Source organism: Paenibacillus pedocola (genome assembly GCF_031599675.1).
Lineage (GTDB): Bacteria > Bacillota > Bacilli > Paenibacillales > Paenibacillaceae > Paenibacillus_AQ > Paenibacillus_AQ pedocola.
Genome location: NZ_CP134223.1, coordinates 3,066,034 through 3,078,335 on the forward strand (window position 1 = coordinate 3,066,034; position 12,302 = coordinate 3,078,335).

15 protein-coding genes are annotated in these 12,302 nt (G+C 48.6%); 13 read left to right on the forward strand and 2 right to left on the reverse strand.

Annotated features, from left to right (window positions below; translation table 11 throughout):
* The first annotated feature begins 167 nt into the window (after positions 1-167).
* The 12 genes from QU597_RS13245 to coaD all read left to right on the forward strand — a co-directional run bounded on the left by QU597_RS13245 (position 168) and on the right by coaD (position 8,673).
* Positions 168-302 (forward strand): sporulation protein YjcZ, encoded by a 135-nt coding sequence (locus tag QU597_RS13245; RefSeq protein WP_197071804.1) that lies wholly within the window; start codon positions 168-170, stop codon positions 300-302.
* A gap of 117 nt (positions 303-419) precedes the next feature.
* A complete protein-coding gene (locus tag QU597_RS13250) occupies positions 420-872 on the forward strand; it encodes a GNAT family N-acetyltransferase (protein ID WP_310833045.1) in 453 nt (150 codons plus the stop codon).
* A 59-nt stretch (positions 873-931) separates the two neighbouring features.
* Positions 932-2,650: an alpha/beta fold hydrolase gene (locus QU597_RS13255; RefSeq protein WP_310833046.1), complete on the forward strand. Its 1,719-nt coding sequence runs from the start codon at positions 932-934 to the stop codon at positions 2,648-2,650.
* A gap of 22 nt (positions 2,651-2,672) precedes the next feature.
* On the forward strand, positions 2,673-3,611 hold the full coding sequence (gene cysK, locus QU597_RS13260; RefSeq protein WP_310833047.1) for a cysteine synthase A: 939 nt from the start codon (positions 2,673-2,675) through the stop codon (positions 3,609-3,611).
* Positions 3,612-3,830: 219 nt separating this feature from the next.
* Complete coding sequence (locus QU597_RS13265; RefSeq protein WP_310833048.1) at positions 3,831-4,457, forward strand: hypothetical protein; 627 nt, start codon at positions 3,831-3,833, stop codon at positions 4,455-4,457.
* Entirely contained in the window at positions 4,450-5,010 is a 561-nt protein-coding gene (locus QU597_RS13270; protein ID WP_310833049.1) for an accessory gene regulator ArgB-like protein, read from the forward strand. Before QU597_RS13265 ends, QU597_RS13270 begins: the two co-directional genes overlap by 8 nt.
* 1 nt (position 5,011) lies before the next feature.
* A complete protein-coding gene (locus tag QU597_RS28775; protein ID WP_369698853.1) occupies positions 5,012-5,113 on the forward strand; it encodes a cyclic lactone autoinducer peptide in 102 nt (33 codons plus the stop codon).
* A gap of 26 nt (positions 5,114-5,139) precedes the next feature.
* Positions 5,140-5,526 (forward strand): LytTR family transcriptional regulator DNA-binding domain-containing protein, encoded by a 387-nt coding sequence (locus tag QU597_RS13275; RefSeq protein ID WP_310833309.1) that lies wholly within the window; start codon positions 5,140-5,142, stop codon positions 5,524-5,526.
* A gap of 103 nt (positions 5,527-5,629) precedes the next feature.
* Positions 5,630-6,301: a stalk domain-containing protein gene (locus QU597_RS13280; RefSeq protein ID WP_310833050.1), complete on the forward strand. Its 672-nt coding sequence runs from the start codon at positions 5,630-5,632 to the stop codon at positions 6,299-6,301.
* A gap of 216 nt (positions 6,302-6,517) precedes the next feature.
* A complete protein-coding gene (locus QU597_RS13285; RefSeq protein WP_310833051.1) occupies positions 6,518-7,081 on the forward strand; it encodes a hypothetical protein in 564 nt (187 codons plus the stop codon).
* A 427-nt stretch (positions 7,082-7,508) separates the two neighbouring features.
* Positions 7,509-8,171, forward strand: coding sequence for a 16S rRNA (guanine(966)-N(2))-methyltransferase RsmD (gene rsmD / locus QU597_RS13290; RefSeq protein ID WP_370656245.1), 663 nt, complete (start codon positions 7,509-7,511; stop codon positions 8,169-8,171).
* Positions 8,155-8,673: a pantetheine-phosphate adenylyltransferase gene (gene coaD / locus QU597_RS13295; RefSeq protein ID WP_054940410.1), complete on the forward strand. Its 519-nt coding sequence runs from the start codon at positions 8,155-8,157 to the stop codon at positions 8,671-8,673. Before rsmD ends, coaD begins: the two co-directional genes overlap by 17 nt.
* On the opposite strand, the gene QU597_RS13300 is transcribed toward coaD, so the two are convergent.
* Positions 8,645-9,865: a nucleoside recognition domain-containing protein gene (locus QU597_RS13300; protein WP_310833053.1), complete on the reverse strand. Its 1,221-nt coding sequence runs from the start codon at positions 9,863-9,865 to the stop codon at positions 8,645-8,647. The two genes, coaD and QU597_RS13300, sit on opposite strands and share 29 nt — an antisense overlap.
* A gap of 152 nt (positions 9,866-10,017) precedes the next feature.
* Here QU597_RS13300 and QU597_RS13305 point away from each other — a divergent pair, with 152 nt between their 5' ends.
* The gene (locus QU597_RS13305) at positions 10,018-11,055 is read left to right on the forward strand and encodes a SepM family pheromone-processing serine protease (RefSeq protein WP_310833054.1); all 1,038 of its coding nucleotides are present in this window, start codon (positions 10,018-10,020) and stop codon (positions 11,053-11,055) included.
* On the opposite strand, the gene QU597_RS13310 is transcribed toward QU597_RS13305, so the two are convergent.
* Entirely contained in the window at positions 11,045-12,283 is a 1,239-nt protein-coding gene (locus tag QU597_RS13310) for a nucleotidyltransferase (RefSeq protein WP_310833055.1), read from the reverse strand. The two genes, QU597_RS13305 and QU597_RS13310, sit on opposite strands and share 11 nt — an antisense overlap.
* Between the last annotated feature and the right edge of the window lie 19 nt (positions 12,284-12,302).

The following is a 12,302-nucleotide window of genomic DNA, read 5'->3' on the forward strand; positions in this document are numbered from 1 at the left end:
GCCTTACGTCTTGTCATGCCCTTAGCGGGTATGACAAGATGCTTAATTGCCTATATGATTTTCTTGCATTGGCTCGGCTCAGTCTAAATTAAACCGTTTCGCCCAATCTGAATGGAACAATCGTACATATTCTATTCTGTAGTCATTATTTTGAAGGAGGTTATCTCATGGGTGCAGATTGCGGATACGGCGGTAATGTAGGCGGTGCTAATGTAGGTCCGGTTGGTCCTTGGACATCTACTGGTGCGATCCTGGTTCTTTATATCTTGCTTGTTATTATCTTGAGTGCCTGCTTTATCTAAGAGCGTAAGCAAAAGGCGCGTTACCTGAAATTGTCAGGTTCGCGCCTTTTTTTGTGCGGAAAATTAGACTTTGGTTAAGTTATACTGGAGGAAAATGGATGAAATTAGGAGGGGTTTATGTATATTAGGAAGCTGGCTGCTGATGAACTGCCGCCGATGGACCTGCTGCTGACAGCAGATCCATCACACTTAAAAGTAGAGGCCTATCTGAAAAGAGGTGAATGTTATGCAGTATTTGATGAAGAGGAAATTGCCGGTGTTTATGTGTTGCTTCCTACACGCCCTGATACTGCCGAATTGGTAAATGTTGCAGTGGCGGAGGTACATCAGGGGAAAGGACTCGGTAAGCAACTTGTGTTACATGCGATTCAGGTAGCTGCTATACAAGGGTTTAGTACCATCGAAGTAGGAACCGGAAATTCGAGCATTGGTCAGCTGGCACTATATCAGAAATGCGGATTCCGGATTGTAGCTGTGGAGCTGGATTTTTTCACGAGGCATTACCCGGAAGTGATTTATGAGAATGGAATGATATGCAGAGATATGCTGCGTTTGACCCGGGAACTTTGAAGGGATAGCTAATTTACAATCTGCAATTTTTAGGATTATATCCGGTGAGGAGTGTTAAAGTGAGAAAAGGGTTATCCCTGATAATGATCTGCAGTCTGCTGGTTCTTGGGGGATTATGGGGTTCACCGGTGGTGCATAGTGCCGAAGATATAGCAGGCTTCAGCGTCAACTTCGAGAACTTGAAGGTACCGGCCGGAGTTAGCCCTTTTGTAGACGGATCTGTTATTATGGTGCCTGTCCGTCCAGTAGGAGAAGCGCTGGGTTATGAGGTCACTTACATAAAAGAACAGAACAGCCTGCTAATGAAGAGTGATGAACTGGAATATGTATACAGGCTGGGAGGAAGTACTGTTGTCACAAGTGGTAAGGGCCAGCTCGCCCTTGAGGGTAAGGCGGTGCTCAAGGATAACCGCATATATGTACCTTTATCCTTCTTTGGAGCGCTGGGTTTAATCACATCTTTTGATGCAAGTTCGTTTGAGGCTGCCGTAATCACCCCTCAGAAATACGCAGACTACGTAGTAGGTTTGCTGAATGCCGGCCAGTATGAGGAACTATGGCAGGACTTGTTCAATACAGAGCTTAAAAGGCTGGTTTCAATCTCTGCACTTCAATCGGGCTGGGAGAGTCTGGACGGTACCTATGGAGTCTATGTTCAATTGAACCCGGTGACTACCATGCAAGTTAAAGGACAAACCGTAATTCAGGCAACGGCGGAATTCTCCAAAGGCAATTTAAGCATGATTATCACTGTGGACAACAATGCCCGGTTAACCGGCTTAAGGTTTACACCTGCTGCTGCACCCGCTGTGGAGCGGGAGCTACCGGAAGGCTTAACCGAAGAGACCGTAGTAGTTGGTGAAGGCACTGCACATCCGTTAAAAGGAATTCTGACACTTCCTGAGCATTCGTCAGGCCGGCTTCCGTCTGTAGTGCTTGTTCATGGATCCGGTTCAACCGATCACGATGAAACGGCTTTTGCCTATAAGCCCTTTCGCGATATCGCATGGGGATTAGCGCAGCAAGGGATTGCTGTCCTACGCTATGACAAGCGTTCGTACACTTATCCCAAAGAGTTTATGGGAGATGAGGCAGCAGCAAGCTTTACTGTAAAAGAAGAAACGGTAGACGATGCCATACTTGCGGCCGGGTTGCTGAAGTTGGATAAACGGCTGGACCCGGGGCATGTGTATCTGGCCGGGCACAGCCTTGGAGGAATGCTGGCTCCAAGAATCGATGCTGACGGCGGTGATTTTGCCGGGTTAATACTGCTGGCAGGATCTCCGCGGAAGCTATGGGAAATTGTGTATGATCAGAACATGAATGTAATCGATGGTCTGGACGATAGTAATCCGCTCAAAGTGCAGACACGCTCGGCAATAGACGGTGAACTCATGAAAGCGAAGGCGCTATCCTCATTAAGCACTGAGCAAGCCAAGCAGGCACCGGCTGTGTTTGGAATCCCGGCGTTCTACCTACAGGAAATGCAGCAGCACGATACGGCGGAGCTGGCACGAAGGCTGGCAAAACCCGTACTCGTAATGCAAGGAGCAGATGATTTTCAGATATTTGCCGGTACAGACTTTCCCCTCTGGAAAGAAGTTCTCAAAAATAATCCTGCGGCTGAGTTTAAGCAGTACCCGGGGTTAAATCACTTTTTTGTCAATTATGACGGGGCCGGAGCCGGAACAACGGCTGAGTATAATGTACCGGACATCGTGGACCCGCAGGTCATTACAGATATGGGAGCATGGATCAACGCACAATACAGTCATTAGGACTTTAGGGAGGATATTAAAGATGCCGAAAATTTATAAGAACCTTACCGAGTTGATTGGTAATACTCCGCTGCTGGAGCTAGGGAATTACGGTAACGCCCACCATGTGGAAGCCAGGCTGCTAGGCAAACTGGAATATTTTAATCCGGCGGGAAGTGTCAAGGACCGTATTGGTTTTGCGATGATAAAGGATGCAGAAGCCAAAGGGCTGATAAATCAAAACTCGGTCCTGATCGAACCTACCAGCGGGAATACCGGGATTGGTCTTGCTTTTGCCGCTGCGGCGCTGGGCTACCGGCTTATGATTGTGCTTCCGGAATCGTTCAGTGTGGAGAGACGCAAGCTGCTGAAAGCACTCGGTGCAGAGCTGATACTAACCCCGGCATCCGAAGGTATGCTTGGTGCAGTCGGAAAAGCAGAGGAGCTGGCTGCTTCAATCCCGAATTCTTTTATTCCTCAACAGTTCAGTAATCCAGCCAATCCGCAGATTCACCGGGAGACGACTGCAGAAGAAATTTGGAAGGATACGGATGGCGGAGTGGATATTTTCGTGGCTGGAGTCGGTACAGGAGGTACAGTTTCCGGAGTAGGTCAAATATTGAAAGAGAGAAAACCCGGTGTCCAGGTAATCGCTGTTGAACCCGCAGACTCTCCGGTCCTGTCAGGAGGCAAACCGGGTGGACATCAGATTCAAGGCATCGGAGCCAATTTTGTACCTGGAAATTTCGATCCTGCGGTGGTTGATGAAATCGTTCAGGTGAAAAACGAGAATGCCTTTGAAGCAGCGCGCAGCCTTGCCAGAACTGAGGGCTTGCTCGTAGGCATTTCCTCAGGTGCTGCAGTGCATGCTGCGGTGCAAATTGCCGGTCGGCCGGAGAACAAAGGCAAGAATATTGTTATAATTCTGCCGGAAACAGGTGAACGATACTTATCTACTCCGCTGTTTGAAAATATTGAATAGACTAACTGACTCAATGTTCATATTTCTGTAACGACCGTCCCTAAGGGGCGGTTGTTTTTGTGTAGATCAGAACACGAATGTGGTGACTCATAGAGTTGAACTAAAGGAGGCAATATGGCACCAGCCGGCTGAAATAATAGATTTTTAGCTATACGTGTATAGGTCTAAAGAGATATAATTAATCCAATGAATGAAATTGATGCCAGGCGGTGTTGTGTGTTGTCGTGGGATATTGTAGGATTTATGTTTTTCTCAACGATTGAAACTGTATCATTATATTATTTGATTATGACACTCTTTCGGTTTAAATGGAGGGCATTCATCTGGCCGGCGATGTTTATTATTTTAATCAATAATCTGCAAAGCTATCTGCTCAGGAATGAACTTGATATGGCCAATATTTCACCTCTAGTCACAATTATTGTTTTCATATTCTTTTTTGCTGCTGTTGTCAGGATGCCGTTTGTTTTTTCAGTTATTGCAACGATCTCAGGATATGTGATCTTTGCCGTTATCCAGTCATTATTGGTGTTGCTTATGTTCGGTTCCCTTTCGCAGGTGGAGAATAACACAATCAACGGGTACATCCTGCAAACAGCATCTGCTGCAGTAGTGTTCGTAATCTTCTGGTTTGCTTACCGCAAAGGCAAGGGCTTTACGTTTGATATGGAAAAACTGAGATTCAAGCTGGAAGATATTGTGCTCAGCGTGTTAATCATTATTTTTCTGATCGGGATATCTGCGCTGCTGGTTTATAGAAACCTTTGGATCGATATTATGTTCTTCATGGTGATGTCCGCATTCCTGTTATATTATTCAACGAAAAAGGAGCGGGAGGATGCTTGAGAACCTGGCAGGGTGGATCGCGGCAAGAATCAAAAATGTCGTCCCTGAACATCCGGCATCCTATGCAGTCCTGAAATTTGCTGTATCGATTGTGCTCAATGTGATACTTGTTGTAGGATGTACGTTGTTGATCTCAGTGATCACAGGTAAAGCGGCAGAAGCCGTATTGATTCTGATCTCCTTCGCGCTGCTGCGGCAAGTCTCGGGCGGGGTGCATCTCCGATCAGGCTTGGGCTGCGTACTGTTTACAACGGTTTTGTTTACAGCTTTATCCTATGTACAGGCGGATATTTTGTATGTACAGCTAATGAACAGCCTGAGCCTACTGCTCGTTCTTCTGCTTGCACCTATCGGAATTGACAAGCAGACGAGAATACCCGCGAAGCACTGGCCAAAGCTGAAATTCATTGCAGCCGCACTTGTAGTTACGAATATCTTTATTGCATCGCCGGTTATTGCGGGCAGTTTTATGGCCCAGGCTGTGAGTTTAGTAATCGTATGGAAAAAGGGGAGCGGAAGTCATCGGAACATTTCAGCGCAAAGCCGTTTATAAACTGGCGTCGGTTTTAGCCTTCCTGGCTGTTTTTGTAGTAGATGCTGTTCCTAGTGTTCTTTTTGTACATCAGCCGGAGGTTCCGGAAGAATTATTGAAATAGTATTGGAGTTGGTCATCTTGAGCAGTATGTCTGTGACCCGTGATGTGAAAGGTAACAGCGGATTGTCCGCACTCGATATTACCGAAATTACATACATGGAATTCGAAAGAAATCTATATAGAATCGTAGTCCACACGAAGGATGAAGTGTTTTATACAGTCGGCACGCTGAAATATTGGGTAACTACACTTACAAGTTCAGGCTACAATTTTGTCCTGGCAGACCGCAATACCCTGATTAATGTCTCCAACATCATTCAGCTCGACAAAACCTTCCATGTCGCTTATTTCGGGGAGAACCTGAAGGGAATAGAGCAGAAGTGTTTTCTTTCGGAGAAAGGCTATAAGGAAGTCGTCAAAGACGTTAAAATCTCGCAGCCGCATATCCAATTTATTGAACTGCCTTTGTGGTAGTTCTTTTTTTATGAGCAGGAAAATATTGCATACCCGGGAACGATTCATTATACTCCCAATATAGGAATTTAAAATTTTATATATGCGGAGGGGAATTAACAAAGTGAAAAAGAAAATGACTGCTGCGTTTACCGCTTTTGCTGTGCTCGGGGGAATGGGAGCCGGAGTTGTTGCCGGTGCCAACCTGCAAGAGATTAAAGCATTCCTGAATCCAAGTATTAAATTTAAACTCAATGGTCAGCCCGTACAGCTTAAGAACAGCAGCGGTGCAGTTGTAGCCCCGATTACTTATAACAATACCACTTACTTACCAGTCAGAGCCGTATCTGACCTGCTGGGGGTTGCCGTTAAATTTGATCCCACCGCCAATACCATATTCTTAGGGGAACAACTCGAAGGCGTTTCCATTGCCTCTGGCTTTGATTCTTCATACCATACTAAAGACCCGGACAAAACGGTCTATCTGGACAAGGATTATAAAGACGTCCATTTCGACAACGGCAGCGGAACACGCGGCAGCTCCTTTATGCTCTACCCTAAAAATAAATATCAGAAGCTGTACATCCAGGTTGCGGCAATTGGCGGCGATATTAAAGACTTCACCATACAGGATAGTGATACCGACACGGTTCTCAAAAAGCAGACAATTACAGCTGAGCAAGGACTTGTAACAATAGAAGCTGATATTGCAGGAGTAGATTCAATTTTTGTAACCGGGCAAGTTGAAGACGGCGCGGCCATGTTCGTTCCTTTGACTACTTCGTATTATAAATAGCAGAAAACTATCGTGAAAAATCTGGTAATAACATATCAAAAAGCATTAGAGCACACTCCTTAGAGTCGCCACTCGGATAAACTTATAGTTTATCCGGTGGAGATTTTAGGGGGTGTTTTGATTATTTGAGCAGGATAACCTAAGGAAGGGATGGAATTTGTTAATTAATAAATTGTTCTGTAGTTCAAACAAGTGATGAAAGAAGGGGGGACTTTTTTGGGGACAGATATTCACTGCTTTGTAGAACAAAAAATGTATCGTACAGACACTTATGAAACCGATCCTACAGGGAATTGGATTTGGATTCATAAAACGGACCATGCAGGGACGTGGATATCGATAGATAAATGGACTAAAGACAGCATGGCTATTCTTTATCCTGAACGCAATGAAGGGCCTGTCTGGAATGTTGAGCGTGAGGATATGGTTTTCACCGATCGGAACTACGGTCTTTTTGCAATTCTGGCCAATCAACGAAACTCCGAAAATATGCCTTACATCAGCGCTCCACGTGGGTTGCCTGAGGACGTCAGTCCTGAGATTCCGCTACAAATCAGGGCTTTGGAAGGCCATGATACGACGTGGTTTACCGCTAAAGAATTAATCGATTATAATTGGGATCAAGTGTTTGAGTTCGAAGATGAGAACATGAATGGTGAGAAAATATATGAAACAGTAAACTATAGGGAATGTGGAAGCAGATTGTTGGAAGTCATTCACCTTATAGTTGCAAGAAATAACCCGGCAGATTTTAGACTGATTATGACGTTTGATTGTTGACCGAACGTTGAAAGAAAGTCAAATAAGACAGCGGCAGACTAGGACTTTGTTTTCATGTCCAGCTGCCGTTGTTTCTATTTTAGGCCAATGTTTAAGGCCACCTGAGTGCCATCCAAATGACACTTCAATATAAATTAATAGCTTGAGGAATCACGATGAAAAATCATATAGACCAAGGGTTCATTACATGAAAAATCGAGGCCCTATTTCTAGGGCCTCTTTCATGGGAGAGGAGAAACCGGACGAAGAGCTTATGGGGAAACGTAAGCCTGCTCCGCGGTTGTCTACGACATTTTGCAATGCCGATAGTTACATGTTGTCCCGGAATGAACGATCTTATACATCGAAGCTGAAAAATATCTGCACCTCTAAAATGACACATCCAGACAAACTTTTTATTTAACCAGACAATTGTGGTACTATAGGCTTGGACTTATGCCCTAACCGGCGTAATAAACAGAGACATAGAGCAGGTGAATCGGTGAGAGTTGTATCGGGAAGTGCAAAGGGGAGACCCCTGAAGAGTGTTCCGGGCAGCGGGACGCGGCCCACGACCGACAAAGTGAAGGAAGCGGTATTCAGCATGATCGGCCCTTATTTCGAGGGTGGAACAGCGCTGGATTTGTTCGCCGGCACTGGAGGCCTTGGGATCGAAGCGCTGAGCAGAGGGATGGACCGTGCGGTTTTTGTGGATATGGAGCAGAAGAGCATTGATACGGTGCGTTCCAATCTGAAAGCGGTCAAAATGGAGGAACAGGCGGAAGTGTACCGCAATGATGCCGGTAGAGCGCTGAGCGCGCTTGAAAAGCGGGGGCGTGCCTTTGACCTTGTTTTCCTGGACCCGCCCTATCGGCTGAAGCATGGGGATGAATTGATGCTGGCGATGGCCCAGAAAGGATTGCTTAAACCTGATGCAGTAATCGTGCTTGAACATGAATCAGGTTATGTCTATCCAGAGGATATTCCTGGGTTCTATAGAACACGGCAGGCTGTATACGGAGAAACGACAATCTCCATTTATCAGTATGAAGCTGCTCCGGGGGAAGCTGCCGGTGGTAGTAAGGAGGGTAATGATGAGTCTGCAAATTAGAAAAGAACGTGTCGCCATCTATCCGGGGAGCTTTGATCCGGTAACCATGGGACATATGGATATTATCCGGCGCGCAGCAAAACAGTTTGACAGACTGATTGTTACCGTACTCAATAATTTAAGCAAAAACCCGATGTTCACGGTGGAGGAGCGCACGGAGCTGCTGCGGCAGGCTACGGCGGATATTCCGAATGTCGAGGTTGACAGCTTCCGTGATCTGCTCGTTAATTATCTCCGGCAAAAGAACGCCCAGGTGATCGTGCGTGGGATTCGTACGGTCACCGATTTTGAGTATGAACTGCAGACCGCTTCAATAAATCATAGTCTAGATCCAGAGGTAGAAACCATATTCATGATGACTAACCCGAAATATTCCTATCTTAGCTCGAGTGTAGTGAAGGAATTGGCTCACTTTGGCGCGAATGTTTCGGACTTTGTAGCGCCTGAGGTCGAACGTGCTATGAAGCTCAAATTCAGCCAGCTGGACGCCCGGACGAAGTAACAGCATACACCAGGGCAGAGAACACCAATAATAACAGCAGCAATATGGATTGTAGGCTCAGCAGCTGCGGAATCAGGTTCCAGACGGTAATAGGACTTAAGGTTTCCGGAGTTACTGCTGCATCTGTACGGCTGATTGCCGGCAGAACAACTGCTCGGACGTTAAGCAGCGGCTTCCACAGCAGAAAGGTTAAGGCGAAAGCGTACAAGCCATGCAGCAGCCGGACAGCGGCGTAAGGGATAAAGCGGGCCTTGGCTTGTTTAAGTGCCGTCAATGATTGGAGTTGTCCGCAAATTCCGCTCCATCCCAGCGCTGCAGACAGGAGAGCCATGCCGGTTACACCCATGGAACTAAAGACAAATGGCGCCGCAACTTTTGAAGTCAGTGCATTTGCGCCCAGATGGATCTCCAGAATACTGGCAGCCAGAGCCGGCGGCAGCTGGGGGAACAAAGTAGCTGCTATGTTGATGACCACGGAGAACATAATCATATATCCGCCGACGACCATCAGATTCTGGACCGCAGAGGCCACAGCTTCACCAAGCAGCTTGCCGAAGCTCCGGCCATCCCGTTCACGGGCCTCTAAGATAGCCTGATGAACACGTTTGGGTAAGGTTTTTGTATCGTGTGTGATGTCTTGTGTTACACTGTTCCTTCTGCCTACGAATAGTGCAGCGGTGAATCCAGCAGCCAGGCCTGACAACCAGTGGATGGCAAGCAGGGTATATCCGGCGGCAGGGCTATGCAGGAAGGCAACCCCCACTACAATAACCAGAGTTACCGGGCTTGCAAAATGGGCAAGCGCGGCCAGCCGTCCGGCCTCCTTGTCTGATATACTGCCCTGCTTGTGGAGCTGCTGAACTCCCCCCGCACCTGCGGGAAATCCTGCAGTCATGCCAAGCGCCAGTGTCCACCCTCCGGCTCCGGGCAGGCGGAACACCTTGATCATTAACGGCTCCAGCAGGACGCCGAAGCCATGAACAAAGCCTGAAGCGGTCAGCATTTCCGATAAGATCAGGAAGGGCAGCAGTGCCGGGAAGATCAGCGTCCACCATAGCTTGAGGCCCTGAAGGGAAGCCGCGAAGGAGGACTCCGGTGCTGAGACAATGGCAACTGCCAGCAGAATGGCTGCAGTACCGGCCACGAAGGGTGCAGAGGCTGAAGTTAAGCGCCGTATTTTAACATTATTCATTATGAGCATCACCTCTTCATAACTTAGGACATGGGCTGAAGACTGTTATCAATTTATGCAGTGCAGACAACCATCATGCCATAGCCGGAGAAGGTACAGCTTCTGAAGTTCGTTGAAGGAAGCATAGAGCCGCGGGAAAGAAGGGAAAAGCATTGAGGCAACAGAAACGCCGGGTAGGATTCCGCGCCATCGCCTACTTGTTTACTTTAGTGGTTATACTCTATGTTACAGTTTTTATGAATACCCCTTACATCGTATATCAGCCCGGCAGTGCCTCGGAGGTTGCGCCGATGATCAAGGTGCAGAATGCAGATAAGGATGAGAAGGGCACCTTTATGATGACAACGGTGTCGGCCAGCTATGCCAATGTGGCTCTGCTAATTGCCTCTTTATTTAACTCCTATTCTGAGGTTGTCCTAAAAGAAACCCGGCTTGGAGATAAAACAGAGCAGGAGTATGCGGCTGAACAGGTGTATTATATGAACAGTTCGCAATCCTTTGCTGTACAGGCTGCGTATCATGCTGCGAATGTTCCTTATGAGGATGTAGTGGATTATTTGTATGTATTCTCTGTTCCAGACACGGATAATCAAGGACAATTTCAGCCTGGTGACAAGATTATCAGTGTGCAAGGCAAGCATATCGCGGATCCGGAGACTTTATCAGCACTCTTATCCACCAGTAAAATTGGCGATCAAGTGGCGGTAGTGCTGCAGCGGGGCGGCAAGGAAATCAAAGAGCAGGTAACCCTGGTAGAGGTTAAGGATAAAGATACCGCTGCTGTAAAACCCGGTCTGGGAGTGGTAATCGGTGCAGTGCAGAAAGTTAAGCCTAAGGTAGCAGGCAAGGATGTCAGCTTTGTAGATACCAATGTTGGAGGACCGTCGGCAGGACTTATGTTTACGATGGAAATTTACAACCAGCTTACTCCTGGCGACCTGTCCAAAGGACACCGGATAGCCGGTACCGGCACTATTGACGCAGACGGAAATGTCGGGGCTATTGGCGGGGTTAAGCATAAGATTGTAGCTGCAGACCGCGAGAAGGCAGAGGTGTTCTTTGTCCCTGTCAAAAATTATGACGAAGCAAAAGCAAGAGCCGATAAAATAGGCACCGACATGAAGCTGGTGCCTGTGTCGACGCTAAACGACGCGTTGGAATACATGGAGAAGCTGCCGGTTACACCCTAACCGGCGGCATGAAGTAATCGCTGTAAAAATCGTTGCGCAGCGGACAGCCGAAAGCTCCTGCGTAAGCGGCTGCCGCCTGAATATCACGCTCCAGGCCGAGATGGGAGAAGCCTGCCGGTGAGGTGATGACGGGCCATGCGGCGGTTTGTTTCATGCGTTTCAGCAACTTACGCCCGTTCTCCCGGAAACCGAGTATCCGGATATAGCCTGGACCCTGCGCTAAAGTGGAAGGGGTCATTTCTTTTTTTCTGTGATTCAGCAGTGTATGCACCAGCAGGCGCTGAAGGCGCGTATGCGTGTAGCGTTTGCTTTTTACAGCCTCCAGGAGCCCGCTGATGGTGAACTGCTCCAGCTGCGGCATTACCCGCAGGAGACGGTTCTCCAGCCCCTCGTTCATATCCTGGAGCAGCTGCAGCTCTGCTGCGGTCCGGGTTACTAGCACATGGCGCAGCTGGTTTCGGAAGTCTTCCAGACTTACCGGACCTCTGCCGGCCGCATGCTCTCTTTCCAGTATGGACATGCTATATTCCGGCATGTATGCAGCGGGTGATCCGCCTTCCAGGAGCAGGCGGCGGATCGCCGTGGCACTGGCAATGGACGACCCGCTCTGCAGCGGGTCGTGAAACCCTGCGCCGGTGCGCGGCACGGTCAAGGGCTGCATCGCGCTCCCCAGCCGGCGCAGCGCGATGAGGTAGTGCAGGCCGAGGCTGTTGTTCGGCTGCCGCAGCAGCGCCTCGGCACCACCGGGACTCCCGTGGCCGCCGGGAGTCCCTTCCCAGGCTGCTGCCGCCGCTGCGCTGTAGGCGGCAGGGAAGCTCGCTCCGAGCGCCATGCGGCGGCGGATCTCGGCCTGCAGTTCGCTGCTCTCTTCGGCCAGGAATGCGGCCAGGGGGAGCAGTTCACCCAAAGCGCCGGCTTCGGAGCCGAAGCACAGGCTTGAAGTGACACCGGTCGCCTCCAGCAGAGAGACGGCTCCGAAGGCGAACCATTCCGCCGGCTGCAGGGCATAGGCAACCGGCAGCTCAATGACGAGATCGGCGCCCATATGCAGCGCCATTTCCGTGCGGGCGCGTTTACTGACCACTGCCGGCTCACCGCGCTGGGTGAACGGGCCGCTCATCACGACGATGGCGCTGTCCGCGCCCGACAATCGTTTGGCCTCGTTAAAATGATGGACATGCCCGTTATGTAAAGGGTTATATTCGGCTATAATACCAACAGTAGTCACGGTCGTGTCACTCCAAATT